The sequence below is a fragment of the Streptomyces sp. NBC_00377 genome, from assembly GCF_036075115.1.
In the GTDB taxonomy this organism is placed as follows: domain Bacteria; phylum Actinomycetota; class Actinomycetes; order Streptomycetales; family Streptomycetaceae; genus Streptomyces.
The window spans coordinates 7,915,219-7,932,296 of the sequence record NZ_CP107958.1; the positions used below are offsets into that span (position 1 = coordinate 7,915,219).

General features: G+C 74.2%; 13 protein-coding genes. 5 read left to right on the forward strand and 8 right to left on the reverse strand.

Going from position 1 to position 17,078, the window contains the following annotated elements; genetic code table 11:
- Positions 1-2 precede the first annotated feature (2 nt).
- The gene (locus OHS71_RS35220; protein ID WP_328483356.1) at positions 3-1,703 is read right to left on the reverse strand and encodes a trypsin-like peptidase domain-containing protein; all 1,701 of its coding nucleotides are present in this window, start codon (positions 1,701-1,703) and stop codon (positions 3-5) included.
- A 207-nt stretch (positions 1,704-1,910) separates the two neighbouring features.
- Here OHS71_RS35220 and OHS71_RS35225 point away from each other — a divergent pair, with 207 nt between their 5' ends.
- From OHS71_RS35225 to OHS71_RS35245, 5 genes are all read left to right on the forward strand, one after another.
- Entirely contained in the window at positions 1,911-2,897 is a 987-nt protein-coding gene (locus OHS71_RS35225; protein ID WP_328483357.1) for a hypothetical protein, read from the forward strand.
- A 63-nt stretch (positions 2,898-2,960) separates the two neighbouring features.
- On the forward strand, positions 2,961-4,808 hold the full coding sequence (locus tag OHS71_RS35230; protein WP_328483358.1) for an HSP90 family protein: 1,848 nt from the start codon (positions 2,961-2,963) through the stop codon (positions 4,806-4,808).
- A gap of 2 nt (positions 4,809-4,810) precedes the next feature.
- Positions 4,811-7,747 carry a hypothetical protein gene (locus tag OHS71_RS35235; RefSeq protein ID WP_328483359.1) on the forward strand — a complete coding sequence of 979 codons (2,937 nt, stop codon included), beginning with the start codon at positions 4,811-4,813 and terminating at the stop codon, positions 7,745-7,747.
- 126 nt (positions 7,748-7,873) lie between these two features.
- Positions 7,874-8,095 (forward strand): hypothetical protein, encoded by a 222-nt coding sequence (locus OHS71_RS35240; RefSeq protein WP_328483360.1) that lies wholly within the window; start codon positions 7,874-7,876, stop codon positions 8,093-8,095.
- 487 nt (positions 8,096-8,582) lie between these two features.
- Complete coding sequence (locus tag OHS71_RS35245) at positions 8,583-9,260, forward strand: phosphatase PAP2 family protein (RefSeq protein ID WP_328483361.1); 678 nt, start codon at positions 8,583-8,585, stop codon at positions 9,258-9,260.
- A gap of 36 nt (positions 9,261-9,296) precedes the next feature.
- On the opposite strand, the gene OHS71_RS35250 is transcribed toward OHS71_RS35245, so the two are convergent.
- The 7 genes from OHS71_RS35250 to OHS71_RS35280 are packed head-to-tail and all read right to left on the reverse strand — an operon-like array spanning position 9,297 to position 17,078.
- Positions 9,297-10,631 carry a glutamate-1-semialdehyde 2,1-aminomutase gene (locus tag OHS71_RS35250; RefSeq protein ID WP_328483362.1) on the reverse strand — a complete coding sequence of 445 codons (1,335 nt, stop codon included), beginning with the start codon at positions 10,629-10,631 and terminating at the stop codon, positions 9,297-9,299.
- A gap of 8 nt (positions 10,632-10,639) precedes the next feature.
- On the reverse strand, positions 10,640-11,191 hold the full coding sequence (gene rfbC / locus OHS71_RS35255; RefSeq protein WP_328483363.1) for a dTDP-4-dehydrorhamnose 3,5-epimerase: 552 nt from the start codon (positions 11,189-11,191) through the stop codon (positions 10,640-10,642).
- Positions 11,188-12,426, reverse strand: a complete 1,239-nt coding sequence (locus OHS71_RS35260) for a polysaccharide pyruvyl transferase family protein (protein ID WP_328483364.1) — start codon at positions 12,424-12,426, stop codon at positions 11,188-11,190. Before OHS71_RS35260 ends, rfbC begins: the two co-directional genes overlap by 4 nt.
- A complete protein-coding gene (locus OHS71_RS35265) occupies positions 12,423-13,370 on the reverse strand; it encodes a glycosyltransferase family 2 protein (RefSeq protein WP_328483365.1) in 948 nt (315 codons plus the stop codon). Before OHS71_RS35265 ends, OHS71_RS35260 begins: the two co-directional genes overlap by 4 nt.
- A complete protein-coding gene (locus OHS71_RS35270; protein WP_328483366.1) occupies positions 13,367-14,677 on the reverse strand; it encodes a hypothetical protein in 1,311 nt (436 codons plus the stop codon). The genes OHS71_RS35265 and OHS71_RS35270 overlap by 4 nt, the downstream gene beginning before the upstream one ends.
- 5 nt (positions 14,678-14,682) lie before the next feature.
- On the reverse strand, positions 14,683-16,056 hold the full coding sequence (locus OHS71_RS35275) for a DUF4910 domain-containing protein (RefSeq protein ID WP_328483367.1): 1,374 nt from the start codon (positions 16,054-16,056) through the stop codon (positions 14,683-14,685).
- Complete coding sequence (locus tag OHS71_RS35280) at positions 16,053-17,078, reverse strand: NAD-dependent epimerase/dehydratase family protein (RefSeq protein ID WP_328483368.1); 1,026 nt, start codon at positions 17,076-17,078, stop codon at positions 16,053-16,055. The genes OHS71_RS35275 and OHS71_RS35280 overlap by 4 nt, the downstream gene beginning before the upstream one ends.

Here is a 17,078-nt window from a genome sequence, read left to right on the forward strand (position 1 = left end):
TGTCACCTCTCCTCCAAGCGTCGGTCGACCTCGTCGATGTAGCGCCTGACCAGCGTGCGGGCGGTCCCGAGGTCGATCGGCTCGGTCAGCAGCGCACGGGCGGCGGGGGCGTGCCGCTCGGCGAGCCGCCGGTCCTCGTCGCCGAAGTACCGCGCGGCCCGCACGCGGTGCAGTTCCAGGCCGGCGGTGAGGTCCTCGTGCGCGGCGACCAGCCGGCGCAGGTCGCGATCGAAGCGGGTCAGGGCGGCGCGGGCGTCGTCGGCCCGGTCGTGGATCGCCGCGAGTTCGGGGCTCGGCTGCGTCGTCCGGGCCACGGCCAGCCGGACCCGTAACCGGGGCGCGGCGCGCGGCGGCAGCCGGGGCGCGGCGAAGAACCGCAGACCCCACTCCTGGTGCAGCGCGGACGCGGCGTCCTCCTGCGCCGTGAGCTGTGCGAGGGCCGTGTGGACCTCGGCGGCGGTCACACTCCGGCCGACGTCTCCGCGCAGCGGCTCGGGGTCGAGGCTGACGTCGTGGGGGAGACCGGCCGGTGGCACCCCCTCGAAGCCCAGCACCAGGCGGACGCCGCGCGACCGGGCCCGAGCGGCCAACTGCCCCAGCAGGTCCTGTACGAGGGCCTCCGGGTCCCTGGCCCGGTCGACGCCGCCCACCACCAGGCAGGCGGGCGGCCTGCGACGCAGCAGTTGCCGCCGCACCTCGTGGGCGTCCCCGCCGGGGAGCCCGAACCGGCGGGTGAGGTAGCCGCTGACATCGGCGAGCGACCTGCCGCGTGCGTCGTAGGCAGCGTCGATGGTGCCGAGCCGCAGGACGGTGTCCCCGGGTGCGCCGGTGAGTTCGGCGTCGGTGACGGTGGCCCGGGCCGCCGGATCGGCCGTCCGCACCAGACGGACCAGCCAGGAGTCGCCCACGGCCGTCGTGCCGCCGGTGCCGACGACGACGGTGCCGCACCAGTCGCTGTCGAGCAGCCGGGTGAGCTCCTGCGTCAGTGCGAGCCGCAGCGGGTCGCCGAGCACGTCGCCGGACAACTCACCGTGCGAGCGCCCCAGTTCGTCATTACGGTCGCCGCCGGTGAACTCCTCGATCCGGGGCAGGTACGTCAGGATCGTCTCGGTCGGCAGCATCCAGGCCGCCTTGGCGTCGCCGTTGACGTAGTCGGCCACCACGATGCCGATGACATGACCGTCGAACGCGCCGCCCACCGCCATCGCCCCGGCGCCCGAATAGCCCCGCTCGATCCACGGATCGCCCTCGCGTATCCGCTTCAGCAGGCCCCACTCGCCCTGCCGGTGACCGGATCCCGCCAGCCGTGCGTCGGCCCCCATGCCGAAGGGTTCGTCCTGGGGAAAGCCGTACACCTGGACCGTGCCGCCGGAGAGGGGCGCCTTCCACAGCGTGGTCCGCGTGCCGCAGCCGGCCGGCTCGTCGAGTTCGAGCAGCGCGACGTCGCCGCGCTGTGTGCCGTGGTCGTGCACCCAGGTGTCCGGGGCCACGTGCGCGGTGCGGGTCCACTCGGGGCGGCACGCCACACTGCTGATCCGGACGTGGGACGTGGTGCCCCCGGGCGCCGCTCCCGCGAACCCGACCACATGCGCGCAGGTGAGCACGTGGCGGTCGTCGAGCAGCACCCCGGCGCCACAGGGGGTGCCTGCCTCGTCGTCCACCCTCACGCGCCACGGGCGGTCACTGTGGTGATGCAGCGCCATGGGCCCAAGGTATGACAACGAGCGTCACATTGCGCCCGGTTGGCGGTACGGCGTTCCGCGTCCCGCCCGCACGGGCCGCGGCGGTGCACCGTCGGTTCGGCAAGGGGACCGAGCGGTGGAGCGTTGGTGAAAACCCTGTGGAAGTGGTGTCGGTGGCGCCGTTTATGCTGCCCCCGAAGATCACGCGGGACCAGGGGAGGGCGCGGCATGTTCGGCAAGCTGTTCGGAAGGGGCGCGGAGAGATCCGCGGCAGGTCCGCATGCCCTTCCCGCCCCGCGCAGACAGAAGAACGGGATGTACACGCTGCGCGCGCTCGGCGACGCGCGGGTGCTCGCGCTGGTCGAGGCCGCCGAGGCGGGCGACTGGGAAGCGGTCAGGGCGGCACTCGCCCCCTTCGACCTCGGCCGCGACCACCAGGTCCTCGGCGAGCTGGCCGACGTGGACGGCGTGCAGGACTGGATCGGCCGGGCCGTCGAGGAGGACAAGGAGCACCGGGCGACCGCCCTGCTCATATCCGGGGCACGCCACATCATCTGGGGCTGGCAGGCCCGCACCTCCGCGCGCGCTGTGCACGTCACACAGGAGCAGTGGCGGGTCTTCCACGAGCGGCTCCTCGTCGCGGAGGAACACCTGCTCGAGGCCGCCGAGCTGCGGCCGGACTGGGTCACCCCGTGGCGCCGTCTCCTCACGTCCGGCCGCGGCATGTCGCTCGGCACCGCCGTCAACGAGGCCCGCCTCGACGCCGCGCTGCGGCGCGACCCCCTGGACCTGGAGACCCACATCGAGTGGGTGTCGCAGTTGCAGCCCCGCTGGAACGGCGAGCCGGGACAGGCCCTGGCGTTCGCCCGGGACGCGTTCTCCCGCGCCCCGCACGGGCACCGCCTCGGCTGTGTGCTTCCCATGGCGTACATCGAGGAGTGGGTCGAGTCGGAGCGCGGGGACCACCTGCGGACCGCCGAGATCCAGGCACAGCTGCGGGAGGCGGCCGACCACAGCATCCTGCACCCCGCCTACGCGTGGCGCCCGGGCTGGCAGGAGGACTTCAACACGTTCGCCATGGCCCTGTCGCTGGCCGGCGAACGCCACACCGTCCGGCGCGTCTTCCGCACGCTGGACGGCGCCTACACCCTGTGGCCGTGGAAGTACTTCGGGGAGCCCGAGAAGCAGTTCGCCCTCCGCCACCGCCGTGCCTGAGCACCCGCCGGCCCCGGTGCCGCCCGCCCGCCACCCGTCGTCCCTCCCACCCCGGACTGCCCGATGACTTCGCCCGACACCGCCGTGGACCCGGCCGGCGCCGACCGCACCTTCCAGGTCGATCTGCGCGGCCTCGTCGATCTCCTCTCCCACCACCTCTACTCCAGCCCCCGTGTCTACCTCCGCGAACTCATGCAGAACGCGGTGGACGCGCTGACCGCACGGCACGGCCTCGAACCGTCCGCACCCGCCGGCGCCTTCGGCATCCGCCTCTACGCCGACGCATCCGTGGTCCGCGTCGAGGACGACGGCGTCGGTCTCACCGAGGCCGATGTACACACCTTCCTCGCCACCATCGGCCGCAGCAGCAAGCGGGCAGAGGGCATCGCCGAGCAACGCGGCGACTTCATCGGCCAGTTCGGGATCGGCCTGCTCTCCTGCTTCCTGGTCGCCGACGAGATCCACGTCCTCAGCCGCTCCGCCCGCACCCCCGGCGCACCGGCCGTGGAGTGGCGGGGACGCGGCGACGGCAGCTACACCGTCCGCACCCTGCCCGCCTCCGCCCGCCCCCGGCCCGGCACCACCGTCACCCTCACGCCGCGAGCCGACGCGCTCGAGTGGACGCGCCCGGCCCAGGTGCACGCGCTGGCCCGGCACTTCGGCTCCCTGCTGCGCCACCCGGTGACCTTCGACGACGGCACGGGCGGCCCGGGCGCGGCCGTCAACCCCGAGCCCGCGCCCTGGGCGCGCACGTACCCCACGCCGGGAGCCCGCTCCCGGGCGCTGGCCGCCTACGGCGCGGACGTCCTCGGATTCACGCCGCTCGACACCATCGAACTGGACCTGCCGGCGGTCGGCCTCAAGGGCGTCGCGTGCGTCCTGCCCGAAACGGTGCCCGCCGGGCGCCGCCACGGCCACCGCGTGCACGTCAAGGGGATGCTGCTCTCCGAACAGGCCGAGGAGATCCTGCCCGAGTGGGCCTTCTTCGTCCGCTGCGTCGTCGACGCGGAGAGCCTGCGCCCGACGGCCTCCCGCGAGTCCCTGTACGAGGACGACACCCTCGCCGCCGTCCGCGACGCCCTCGCCGAGCGGCTGCGCGCCTGGATCGCCCGGGCCGCCGCCAGCGACCCGGACCTGCTGGCCCGCTTCCTGCGGGCCCACCACCTGGCCGTGAAGTCGCTGGCGGTGCACGACGACGAGATCCTGCGGATGCTGCTGCCCTGGCTGCCGTTCGAGACCACCGACGGGCACACCACCCTCGACGAGTTCGCGCGCACCCACCGCACCGTGCTCGTGACGTCGAGCGTGGAGGAGTTCCGGCAGGTCGCGGCGATCGCCTCGGCTGCCGGGCTCGGCGTCGTCAACGGCGGCTACACCTACGACCGTGAGCTGGTCCACCGGCTGCCCGAGATCAGGCCCGAGGCCGCCGTCGCCGACCTCGACCCGGCGACCCTCACCGCCCACCTCGACCCCGTCGACCGCGACACGGAACTCGCCGCCGCCGCGTACCTCGCCCAGGCCCGCGACGCCCTCGCCGTCTTCGACTGCGACGTCGCGCTGCGCACCTTCCAGCCCGCCTCGGCCCCCGCCCTCCTCGTCGACAGCCGCGAGGCCCGGCACGAGCGCACCCGGTCCCAGCTCGCCCGCGAGCAGGAGGGCGGCCTGTGGGGTGACATCCTCGGCGCCCTGCGCCAAGAGGCGCCGCGCGCCCAGCTGATCCTCAACCAGCTCAACCCGCTGGTCCGCACCGCCGTCGCCATCGACGAACCGGAGCTGGCCCACACCAGCGCCGAAGCCCTCTACGGGCAGGCCGCGATGCTGTCCCGGCGCCCGCTGAGGCCCGCCGAATCGAGCCTCATCAACCGCTCCTTCCTCGACCTGCTCGCCCACGCCCTCCGCAAGGACAGCTGACGATGCCGACCGCACCCGCACCCCGGACCACCGACGAGCTGCGCCAGGCGCTCCAGGAGAACGACCGGCGCCCCTACGGGCGTACCCGTACCGTCACCGCGGAGGAACTCGTCGACGCCGCCGAGCAGTTCGCGGAGCCCGAGGTACTCGTCCACGCGCTCTTCGAACTCCAGGAGGCGTACGCCTACGGCTCCGAGCCCCGCAAGTCGCCCGTCGTCTTCGCCCGTCTGCTGAACCTCTTCGACGAGCAGCCCGACGTCTTCGACGAGCGCCTGCGCCACCTGCTGTTCTGGCGGTTCAAGTGGGTGGCCAACGCCCTGCGCGCGCTGCCCGAGATACCGCTGACGAGTCTGCGTCAGTGGCTGACGGAGATGCGCGACCGGTACGAGAAGGCCGGTCTGGGCCTCCAGCCCTACTACGGACAGGCGTACCAGCTGGCCACCCACGTGGGCGAGGACACCACCCTCGCCTACGAGCTGTGGGCGGGCCGCGCCCGTACCCGGCTCAGCGACTGCGAGGCCTGCGAGATCTGCGAGCGCGCTCTGCACCACCTCGCGGCGGGCGACGACGAGCGGGCACTGCGCGCCTGGGAGCCCGTCCTGGCCGGCAAGGAGTCCTGCCAGGAGGAGCCGGCCCGCTCCGTCTCGCACGCGCTGCTGCCCCTGCTGCGCACCGGCCGCACCGACCGGGCCCGCGAACTGCACCTGGCCGGATACCGCAGCTGCCGCCGCAACCCCTCGATGGCCCAGGAGGTCGGTCGGCACCTGGAGTTCTGCGCGCTCACCGGCAACGAGGCGCGCGGCCTCGAACTGCTCGCCGAGAACCGCGGCCTGTTCGACGAGGTCGACTCGCCGCTGGACCAGCTCGGTTTCCTCACCGGCGTGGAGGTCCTCCTCCAGCGCGTCGAGCTCCTCGGCCACGGCGAACTGCCCGCCGCCGGGTACGCGGGCCGCACCTGGACCGTGGCCGGTCTGCGCGCCGAGGTGCGCGGCCGCGCCGCCGGCCTCGCCGCCCGCTTCGACGCCCGCAACGCGACCACGGCGCACACCGACCGCCGCCGGGCCCGCCTCGACCGTGCCCCGCTCCTCGAAGCACTGGAACTGACCCTGCGCACCCCCAGCCTCGACGACGTGGCCCCGGCGGCGCCGACAGCCGCGCCCGCCGCGCGTGCGGCCGCCGCGGTCCCCGACTCGCTGCCCGAACTCATCCTCCGGGCAAGGGCCCTGGACGAGCAGGGACATCCGGACGAACCCGCCTGCTGGGCGCGGCTGCGCACGCTCGTCGCCGCCCGGGACTACACCCACCCCGACGATCCGGCCGTGGGCCCGCTCGTCCGGCTGCGCGCCGACCTGCTGGCCGACGAGGCGAGCCGGGCGGCCGAGAAGGACGAGTCCGACGCCGCCGCCCTCTACGAGGAGGCCGCGGCCCTCTACGACGACGCCGGACTCCCGGGACAGGCGGCGCTCGCCCGCGCCTGCGCCCTGCTGCCCGCCGCCGACACCCCCGCGCAGGACACGGACGGGGCCGAGGCGAAGGCCGCCGCCCTGACCGCCGCCCACGCCTCCATGGTCCGCCTGCACGAGGAGACGCCCGGCCTCCCGCCCTTCCTGGAGGGCCGCCTGCTGCGGCTGCGGGCGACCGCGCTCGGCATGCGCCTCCAGACGTCGGGGAGCGAGGCGCACGTCGCGCCGGTCCTCGCCGAGGTGGACCTGCTGCACGCCTTCGCCTCCCGGCACGATCTCGCCGGACAGATCTCCGGCGCCCTGTTGCTGCGGGCCAGCACGTACGCCCTCTCCGGCGATGTGTCCGCCGCGGTCACCGAGATCGACACCCTCCTCGACCGGCTGAAGGCGCACGGCCCCGCCTGGCACCTGCCCCGCACGCTCGGACTGCGCGGCCGGCTCCAGCTCCTCCTCCACGACGCGCAGACCGCGCACGCGGATCTGACGCAGGCTCTGCGACTGGCCGCCGACTGGCCGGCCGACGGGATCGACTCCTCCCGCCTGCACGGCGATCTGGCCGAGGCCTGCCTGCACCTGGGCCGCCCCGACGAGGCCCTGCGGCATCTGACGCGCTCCGCGGAGCTGGAACTTCGCCGCGGCAGCCGGACGGACGGCTTCCGCACGTACAGCGACGCGGCCCGGCTCAGCCTCGAACTGGGCCGCGTCGAGGACTGCATCGCCCTGCTCGACTCCCTGCTCGCGGAACCGGACGTCGGTGCGGGGGAGCGGGGCGACCGGCTGGTCGCGCAGCTCCGCCTGACGCGCGCCCGCGCACTGCGCGAGGGGGAGGACCTGAAGGCCGCCACGGCCGAGTTCGTCGCCCTCGCGGCCGAGTCGGCCGGCTGGGACGACGACCCGGGAAGCCACGTCATGATCGCCTCGGAGACGGCCGTCCTGCTCGGTGAGTCCGGCGAGTTCGACCGGGCCCGCGAGGTCGTGGACCGGGCACTCGCCGCCCACGCCGAGTCCCCGGCCTACGAGCGGATCAGCAACTGCCTGCGCGAACTCGCCAGGCTCCAGGCCCAGCGGCAGGGCGCCGACGGCCTGGCCGACGCCCTCGCCCTCCTCGCGGACGCCGCCCGGATCGCCGACGAGGCACGCGCCGCGGGACACGAGCCCCGCGGCCGCTCCCTGGACACCGCCCTGGCCTACGAACACGGCCGGGTCAACGCCCACGCCGGCGAGTACGAGACCGCTCTGGCCGCGCTCGAGAAGGCCCTCGCACTGCTCGGCGAGCCGGGACCGGACGACGACCGCGCCGGCGAATGGGCCGAGTGCGTCCGTCTCGCGGGCGCGGTGGAGGGCATCTACCTGGAACGCCCCGTCCCCGCCCTCGCCCGCCTCGACGCGGCGGTCTCCCGCCTGACCGCCCTGGGCCGCACCGAGGAGACCGAGCCACTGCTCTCCCTGGCGGCCCGCCTGCGCGACGAGGCGTGAAACGGCGGCGCCGGGGCGGCACGCCCGCCCCGGCGCCGGGCAGGCTTCGCGGGGCCTCGCCGACGGCAGCGGCGGCGCCGGGCCGGGAGGCGGGGAGAAGCCGGCGGGAACGGAAGGGGACCGGATATGACGAGGCAGCCGGACGGCAAGAAGCGCGGGTTCTCGCTGCCGGGATTCGCGTTCATGCTCTGCTCCGTCGCGATCGCGCACTGCGTCACCGAAGTCGCCTTCGGCCGCTCCGTCGGGAGCGCGCTGGGGACGCTGGCCGAGGACGCGGTCACGCTCGTCGTCGTGGTCGCGGTGGTCGCCCGCGTCCTGGCCGGGAGGCGGCGGAGGTCACCGGGGTGAGGGACCGACCCGGGCCGGGGACGCCCGGCTGGTCACGCGGCCAGGATTTGAGGACCAGGACCCAGGATTCCGCGGAGTGTCGACGCGGACTTTCCGGCGGCGGTGTTCCCGGACCGCACGGTTGGTTAATGTGACTGTCGGATAGTCATGGGTGGGGAGTGGCGTCGGCGGCGCGGGCGGTTCCCGCCGGGCGCGGCAGCGGCGGGTGACAGCGCGTCGGCCCCGACGGGAGGGGGAGGATGCATCGCATCTGCCGGACGGCCGAGGGTGTGCGGGCTCATCCCCGTCCCGGCCATGAGCGGGCCGTACGGCTCGACCGCCACCGGGCTGGGGTACGCGGACCGGCCGGGTCCGGCGACGAGGTGCGGGCCTCTGGCGGGGCCGTAGCGGCAGCCGGCGACCGGCGTCCGCGACGTACCGCGCGCGGCACGGCTGCGGACCGCCGGCCGGACCGCCGGCCGACCCTCGGTCCGCCACCGGCGGACGGGTGACCGGCCGGCCGGCGCCCGCGGTGCTGCCCCCGTCACTGCGCGGACGGCTCGGGCTGGTCGCGGCCCTCGCCGCGCTGGTGGTCGTCCTGCTCGGGGTCCTGTACGCAGGCGACAGCGAGCCCGGCCGGGTGGACACGCGGATCGGCGCGGTGGTGGACGGCGTGGGGCCGCCGTGGCGGCACGTCGCCCTGGCCATGGACTTCCTGGGGGAGCCCGTGGGAGCGGCCACGCTGGTCGCGGCCGCCGTGACCGGCTGTCTGCTGCTCCGGCGTCCTCGCGCGGCGGTGCTCTTCGTCGCCGGCGCCGCCCTGACGGTCGGGACGGCGACACTGCTCAAGCATCTGGCGGGACGCACCATCCACGGTGAGGGGAACCTGTCCTACCCGAGCGGGCACACCGCCTTCCTCACCGCGCTCGCCCTGGTGGCGGCGCTGCTCGCGACCGGCCGGCTCGGCCTCGGCAGGACGGCCGGCACGTCACTCGTGCTGGCCGCCGCACTGGCCGCCGGCGCCGCCATGGGCTGGGCGCAGGTCGCGCTGGGCGCGCACTACCCGACCGACGTCCTCGGCGGCTGGTGCACCGCGCTGGCGGTGACACCGGCGACCGCGTGGCTGGTCGACCGGTCGGCCGACCGGCTGGACGGCCGCAGGACCGACCGGCTGGTCGACCGGTAGGCCGACGCCGGCCGGCCGGGTGTCGCCGACGTCACGTCACGCCGAGCGCCGGAACACGGGCTTCACCGGCCGTCCGGCCAGCCACGGGGTGGCGTCACCCGCGTCCAGCGCCTTCCGGTACACCGCGCACGCCCGGGCCACCACCTCGACGGTGAGATCGATGTCGGCGTCGTCGAGCGCGCTGCTCACCACGAACGACGGGGCCAGCACCCCGCCCGCGAGAAGCCGGCGCAGGAAGAGGGTGCGGTACTCCTGCGACGGTTGAAGGTGCTCGTCGAGGGTGGCGAAGACCAGGTTGCTGGCCCGGCCCCGGACGACGATGTGGTCGCCGACCCCCATGGCGGCCGCCGCCTCGCGCACACCGGCGGCCAGCCGCTCGCCCAGGCTGTGCAGCCGCGCGGTGACCCCCTCTTCGACATAGGTGGCCTGCACGGCCATGGCGGCTGCCAGGGAGTGCGTTTCCGCACCGTGCGTGGTGGACAGCAGGAACACCCGGTCGCCGGAGTGCCGCAGCCCGCCCAGCTCCATCAGGTCGCGGCGCCCGGCCAGCGCCGAGACGGCGAACCCGTTGCCCAGCGCCTTGCCGAACGTGGAGAGGTCGGGGACGACGCCGTACAGGCCCTGCGCACCCGCCTCGGACCAGCGGAAGCCGGTGATCATCTCGTCGAAGACCAGTACGCAGCCGTGCCGGTCGGCCAGCTCGCGCAGGCCGGCCAGATACCCGGGCGGCGGCTCGGTGTGGGTGGCGGGTTCGAGGATCAGACAGGCGACCTCGTCCCGGTACCGGGTGAGCAGTTCCTCCGTGGCGGCCAGGTCCCCGTAGGGAAACGTCACGGTGAGCTCGTCGGTCGCCGCCGGAACACCGGCGGACATCGGCGTGGTGCCGATGAACCAGTCGTCGGTGGAGAAGAACGGATGGTCGGCGCAGAGGGCCACCCGCAGGCGCCCGGTGGCGGCGCGGGCGAGGCGCACCGCGGCCGTGGTGGCGTCGGAGCCGTTCTTCGCGAACTTCACCATCTCGGCGGTCGGTACCGTGGCCAGGAAGCGTTCCGCGGCCTCGACCTCGACGATGGACGGCCGGACGAAGTTGCTGCCGCGGTCGAGTTCGCGCCGCACCGCCTCGACGACGCGGGGGTGGGCGTGGCCGAGGCTGACCGACCGCAGCCCGGAGCCGTACTCGATGTAGCGGTTGCCGTCGATGTCCCATACATGGGCGCCGAGGCCGTGGTCGATGACCGGAGCCAGGTTGTCGGGGTACTGGTCGTCACCCTTGGCGTAGGTGTGCGCGCCCCCGGGGATCATGGCGTGCAGCCGCTCGTTCGCCCTCCGCGACCGGGGGAGGAGGAGCTCTTCGGTGCCTTCAGTGTCCAAAGCGGACCTCAACTCTCTGCGTGCTTCAGGACCTGGGCGAGGCTCGGCGCCTCCCGGTCCCGCTGGGACATCGATGTGACCGGCAGCGGCCAGGCGATGGCGAGCTCCGGGTCGTCGAACGCGATCGTCACGTCCTCGGCGGGATCGTGCGGGCGGTCGATGCGGTACGAGGTGTCGGCGGTCGCGGTCAGCGCCTGGAAGCCGTGCGCGCAGCCCGCCGGGATGTACAGGGTCGTCTGTGTCTCGCCGGACAACTCGAAGGAGGCCACGTTGCGGTACGTCGGCGAGTCCGTCCGCAGGTCCACGACGACGTCGAAGATCCTGCCGTAGGAGCAGCGCACCAGCTTGGCCTCGCCGGCGCCGGAGCGCAGGTGCAGACCGCGCAGCACCCCCCGGACCGAGCGGGACAGGCTGTCCTGGACGAAGGCGTCCGGATCGAGGCCGACCGAGCGGACCACGTCGGCGTCGAAGGTGCGGCAGAAGAAGCCGCGCTCGTCGGCGTACGGCGTCGGCTCGAACAGGTACGCACCGGAGATCTCCGGGACTTCGGTCGCTTTCACGGGGTCTCCTGCCGGGCGTGGGCGTGGGTGCGGTCGGCCGCCGGGAACAGGGCCGCGGTCAAGGCGGTGAACTGGTGCTCGAGTTGCCGGACGGCGTCCCGGTTCCGTTCGACGAGCGTCTGCCGCAGCTGCGCCGATCGTTCCTCCAGTTCCCGGAACTGCTCGAGCAGCCGGTCGGCGTCGACCTCGCGAGCCGGGTGACAGTACGCGGCGAGCCCCATCTGCGCCATGAGCGCGTCGCTCTTCGCCGCATAGCTGAGCGCGAGCGTCGGCGTGCCGGCCTTCAGCGCGCAGATCAGGTTGTGGTACCGGGTCGCCACCACGGTGTCGGCGGCCGCCGTCTCCTTCATCAGGTCGGCGAGCGAGGCCGTCTCGGCGGCGGTGACCAGCGGCGAGTCCACCGCGGCGAGGATCGCGGCGACCACCGGCGCGTCGCACTCGTCGCCGGTGAGCAGCCGGACCGGTCGGCCCTCCTCGGCCAGCGCGCGCACGAAACGGGTCGTCCCGTCGAGGTAGCGCCGGTGGATCTCCTCGGCCCGGGCGCGGTCGTCGTCGCCGCCGTGGAAGTCCATGACGCCGACGCAGACGGGGCCCGGCGCGCCCGTGGGCGCGTTCGCCGGCGGCGACGGCAGGGCGAACGCGAGGTCCGGGTGCACCTCGTCGCGCGCGGTGTCCACGCCCATCGCCCGCATCGCGTCGCGGGACGGGGCGTCCCGGTACGACCGGTAGGCCGCCAGCCGCGCCGACCGGCGCACCAGCGCCCGGGTGGCCCGGTTGCCGATCGGGGCGGCCCCGACGCCGACCAGCGCGACCCGGGTGCCGGACAGCCGTCCGGCCGCGCAGAGCAGGAACAGCGCGTAGGGGAAACCCCACGGCCGCAGCGGCAGCGTGGCCTCCAGGACGCCCATGCCGGGCACGATCACCACGTCGTGGCGGCGCACCCAGGCGGCGGTGCGGAAGACGTCGACGAACTTGCCCAGGCCCTTCCCCGCGATCGCGCCCGCCCGCGACGCGGTCCGGTACTCCCCGCGGTACCAGTGCAGCCGCGTCGCGGGGATCCCGTACCGGGCCGTCACAGCCTCGGGTCCGCCGCACAGCGCGTCGACGACCGCCGCCGGATGCTCCCGCCCGAGGTATCCGAGCACGGCCTCGAGCGACCCGTCGTTGCCGAGGTTGCCGGAGCCGAGCAGGCCGAACACCCCCACGCGCACCGGAGTTCCGTCCGCGGACGTCATGTCTGCCTCCCCTCCCGTCCGGCGACCAGCGCGTCGACGGAGACGGTGAGCCGGCCCGGGTCGAGCGGGGCGCGGTCCTCGACCCGTTCACCGGCGCCCGGCCGGACCCGGCTGGTCATCCATGCGGCCAGATGGCGGTAGCACGCGCGCCGGTCGTCCGGGGACAACGGAGCCCGCCGGATCGCCGAGACGAAGCCCCAGACGTACTCGGCGAGCAACCGGGGCGTCGGGTGCAGCGGGCCCGCCCGGCGCGGGTCCAGGTTGACGCAGCGGGAGCGCTTGGACGGGTTCGCCCGCTCGGCGCGGGTGGGGTGGTCGCGCCGGAAGTACAGCAGCTCCGGCACCTGGTGGAAAGGCCCGTGCAGGGTGATCTCGGCGACGTACGTGCGGTCCGCGTGGTGGTAGCTGTCCATCGCTTTCACCCGGCGCAGCACGTCGGCCCGCATCACCCCGTAGAAGTCGTCGCCACCGGGCTCGAACAGCAGACTGCGGAAGCGCTCCGGCGCGTGCGGCGAGTCGGTGGCGAGCCCGTACTCGTAGGGGACCGTCACCTTGCCGTCGCCGTCGATGATCGCCTGGCCGGTGTGCGCGAGGATCATCTCCGGCCGCTCGTCCAGCGCCTCCACGCAGCGCCGCAGCAGGTCCCGGCCGTACAGGTCGTCGTGCGATGCCCACTTGAACAGCTCGCCGCGGGACTCGTCGAGGACGTGGTTGTGGTTCGGCGTGGCGCCGATGTTGCGGGGCAGCCGCAGGTACCGGATGCGCGAGTCCTTCGCGGCGTACCGGCGGCAGATGTCCTGGGTCCCGTCGCTCGAGGCGTTGTCGGAGACGACCAGCTCGAAGTCCTCGTAGGTCTGGCCGAGCAGGGCGTCGAACGACTCGGCCAGGTACTCCTCGCCGTTGTACACGGGCAGGCCGATGCTCAGCCTGGGTCGGTCGGTCATGTGGTCCTCACTTCGGGGATGGGATCGCGGTGGCGCTCGCGCAGGGCGGACCGCAGGTGCAGCCACCACAGGGCCGAGCCGCTGATGGTCGCGGCGGCGACTCCCCAGGCCGACCCGACCGTGCCGGCCGCGACCGCCCCGCCGAGCCCGCCGCCGACGTAGCCTGCGGAGGCGAACAGCTGGCAGCGCAGGCTGCGCCGGGCCGCGCCGAGCGCACGCAGCCCGGCCGCCGCGCCGGTGCCGAGGCCGGCGCCCGCGACGCCGAGAGTGATCGGCACGATGAGCTGTGAGGCGGAGTGCCAGACGCCGCCGAGCACCAGCTCGCCGAACCGGCCCGGCACCAGCAGCAGCGCCCCGCCCCAGAGCAGCGCGCCGACGGCCTGTCCGCCGCCCAGGAGGAGGCAGAACGAGGCGAGGCGGTGCGGGGCCTGCCGCAGCACCCGCGCCGCCTCCGGGACCGTGACCAGCGACAGCCCCATCAGCACGGCGAGGAACGGGCCGAGCAGCAGCTCGGCGCCCCGCACCGCGCCCACCGCGCCGACCCCGACGATCGCGCCGAGGCCGTACGCCCGCAGCTGGCTCGCGCCGCTGAGGCTGACGTTCTCGACCAGGTACCAGTAGCCGAGGTCGCGCTGCTCGCGGAGCCACCCGCGCGCCTCGGTCGTCCGGGGCCGGATGCCGGACTGGAGCAGGCCGTACCCCGCCGCCACCGTGGCGGACGCGCCCCAGGCGAGCACGAAGGCGGCCACGCTGCCCACGCGGGCCGCCACGACCATGGCCGGGACGAGCGCGATGCCCCACACGAGGTCGTTGACGAACGCCTTCCGCCCCGCGCCGGCGGCGAAGAACGAGAACCGCCAGGCGTCCTGGAGCAGCAGCCCCGGCAACATGACACCGAGGGCGGCGAACGCGGGCCCCACGCGGCCGCCGAGGCCGAGCCCGGCCGTCAGGCACACCGTGCCGAGGGCGACGCCGACACCGAGCGCGGTACCCGACGCCCGGCCCACCGCCCCGCGCCAGGCCGCTTCCGGGACGCCGCTGAAGCGCACCACCAGGGGGTCGGTGGCCAGCCCGCGGGAGACGTTGAGCACCACGCCGTACGTCACCCAGGCGAGGCTGAACACGCCGAACGCGGTCACCCCCAGCGAGCGCGCCACGTAGATGCCCACCGCGAAGTTGCTGATGCTGGAGGCCGCCTGGTCGGCCAGTCCCCACGACAGCCGGCCGACCATGGCCCGTTTGGCGGTCCGCGGGGCGGGTCCGGCCGGTGCCGCCGGTGCCGTCGCGTGCTCCCCCTCGGTGTTCATCGGCGTCACGCCTTGATCAGTTCGGCGCCGTGCAGCGCGTCGGCCGCCGCGGTGACGGTGGCGAACGGCAGCCCGGACCGCTCGGCGACGTCCAGCAGACTGTGCTCGCCGTCGGAGAGGCTGAGCACCCAGAGCATGGCCATCTGGGCCTCCCTGGTGTCGCTGCGGCCGCCGAGCGCGTCGTACAGCCCGCGCCGGCCCAGCTGGGGTTCGCCGTAGGGGCTCAGGTTGACGTACCGCCGGTTGCCGTCCAGCACGGCGAACGCCTCGCGGCACAGGGCGAGCGTGTCCGCCATCGCCTCCGGGGAGACGAAGTCCGGGTTGTCCGCCGAGGTGTGGTACTCGGGGTATCCCGCGTACGGGGTCCGGCTGAGCGAGCCCACGCCGAGATCGAACCCGGGCGAGCAGTACTGCCGCTCGTCGTAGCCGTACGGAGTGAACTCGTTGATCTGGTGCGGGCGTTCGGACGCCGCCAGCACATACCGCATCACGCGGTCGATCTCCGCGTCGCCGCGCCTGCTCTGCTTGTACGTCAGGTGCCCCCGGTCGCCGGCGCAGGCCAGCACCAGCCCGTGCTTGACCCTTCCCCCAGCTCCCGGCTCCTCCCCCCCGCCCGGCTTCGCTCGCGCGGGGGGACCCCCATGAGCAGTTGATGCCCCCGTCACCCGTTCCGTGTTGCGGGCGAGCCAGGTGATCGCCCCGATGGTGCCGGGCGCGAAGATGAACCGGTAGGTGAAGTAGGGCGTCCGCTCCGCCAGCGCCCGGGCCAGAAAGGTGGCCACCGCGATGCCCGCCAGGTTGTCGTTGGCCAGCGACGGGTGGCAGACGTGGCAGGAGACGATCACCTCGTCGGCGACCTGCCCGGGGACCACGTGCTCGGCGTAGGTGAGGTGGCCGTCGGCGAGCGTCGAGTCGATGCACACCTCGTACGCGCCGTCCGGCATCGCGTCCAGGGTCTCCTGGGCCAGGCAGAACCCCCATTCCGGCTTGTAGTAGCTGGTGCGGTAGGGCACCCAGGACGGGTGGTCCGGCAGGGTGTGCAGATGCCCGCGCAGCTCGTCGAGCGGCATGGTCGCCGACACCGGCACGCTGTAGCCGAGCACGTGCAGGCTGGACGCGGCGAAGTCGACGACCCGCCTGCCGGTGGCGTCGGCGATGTAGGCGTCCCGGATGTTCCACTCCTGCGGCACCGTCCAGTCGAGCACCTGGGTCCCGGTCGGCACCTCGTGCACCTGAAGCGGCAGGTACTCGCCGACGATGTCCAGGGTGGCGCGCACCCCGTCGCCGGTGATGCTTCGGCACAGCGGGTACAACCGCTCCACCAGCGCGTGCATCTCCTCGCCGGCCGCGGCGACCGGCTGCTCGCCGTCCGCGGTCATCCGCGCCACCGCAGGGTGTCGTCGACGGTGCCGGCGTCGGAGGCCGCGCGCAGCACGGCCAGCCGGGTGAAGCGCCGTTCGAAGGCCTCCTGCGTCAGCCCGTGCTCGCGGTAGGCGTCGGCGAGTTCCAGCGCGCCCCGCTTCACCGACCACTCGCAGTCGAAGCCGGGGATCGCCGCGCGGAACCGGGAGAAGTCCACCCGGTACGACCGCGGATCGGCGCCGTTCTCCCCGGTGATCACCACCTTGGAGCCGGACACCGCCTCGGCGACCTGCCCGGCGATCTCGGCCACCGTGACGTTGTTGATCTCGCTGCCGATGTTGAACGCCCGGTCGTGCACCGCCTCCCGCGGCGCGGTCAGCGCGGCCGTGAAGGCCCGGGCGATGTCGGCGGCGTGCACCAGCGGGCGCCAGGGGGTGCCGTCGGAGAGCACGAGCACCTCGCCGGACAGGAGCGCGTGGCCCACCAGGTTGTTCAGCACGATGTCGGCCCGCAGCCGGGGCGAGTAGCCGAAGGCGGTGGCGTTGCGCATGTACACCGGGCTGAAATCGCCGTCGGCCAGCGCGTGCAGGTCGTCCTCCACCCGCACCTTGGACTCCGCGTACGGCGTCACCGGGCGCAGCGGGGCGTCCTCGGCCACCAGGCCGTCACCGCCGGCGGCGCCGTAGACCGAGCAGGTCGACGCGTACAGGAAGCGCTTCACCCCGGCCTCGCGGGCCAGCCGGGCCAGCCGCACCGACGCGTGGTGGTTGATGTCGTAGGTGAGTTCCGGAGCCAGCGACCCCAACGGGTCGTTGGACAGGGCGGCCAGATGGATCACGGCGTCCACCCCGGCCACGTGCCCGGCCGTGACGTCGCGCAGGTCCACCCGGTGCCCCGGCGGATCCGCGGGCGCCGGGCCCAGCACGCAGTCGGCGAACAGACCGGCGTCCAGGCCGACGACCTCGTGCCCGGCGGCCGCGAGGACCGGGGCCATCACGGTGCCCAGGTAGCCCTGGTGTCCGGTCAGCAGTACGCGCAT

Excerpts from the sequence above, each read along its gene's own strand:
- OHS71_RS35220 (WP_328483356.1), bottom strand. The coding sequence starts at position 1,703 with ATGGCGCTGCATCACCACAGTGACCGCCCGTGGCGCGTGAGGGTGGAC.
- OHS71_RS35225 (WP_328483357.1), top strand. The coding sequence starts at position 1,911 with ATGTTCGGCAAGCTGTTCGGAAGGGGCGCGGAGAGATCCGCGGCAGGT.
- OHS71_RS35230 (WP_328483358.1), top strand. The coding sequence starts at position 2,961 with ATGACTTCGCCCGACACCGCCGTGGACCCGGCCGGCGCCGACCGCACC.
- OHS71_RS35235 (WP_328483359.1), top strand. The coding sequence starts at position 4,811 with ATGCCGACCGCACCCGCACCCCGGACCACCGACGAGCTGCGCCAGGCG.
- OHS71_RS35240 (WP_328483360.1), top strand. The coding sequence starts at position 7,874 with ATGACGAGGCAGCCGGACGGCAAGAAGCGCGGGTTCTCGCTGCCGGGA.
- OHS71_RS35260 (WP_328483364.1), bottom strand. The coding sequence starts at position 12,426 with ATGACGTCCGCGGACGGAACTCCGGTGCGCGTGGGGGTGTTCGGCCTG.
- OHS71_RS35265 (WP_328483365.1), bottom strand. The coding sequence starts at position 13,370 with ATGACCGACCGACCCAGGCTGAGCATCGGCCTGCCCGTGTACAACGGC.
- OHS71_RS35270 (WP_328483366.1), bottom strand. The coding sequence starts at position 14,677 with ATGAACACCGAGGGGGAGCACGCGACGGCACCGGCGGCACCGGCCGGA.
- OHS71_RS35275 (WP_328483367.1), bottom strand. The coding sequence starts at position 16,056 with ATGACCGCGGACGGCGAGCAGCCGGTCGCCGCGGCCGGCGAGGAGATG.
- OHS71_RS35280 (WP_328483368.1), bottom strand. The coding sequence starts at position 17,078 with ATGCGCGTACTGCTGACCGGACACCAGGGCTACCTGGGCACCGTGATG.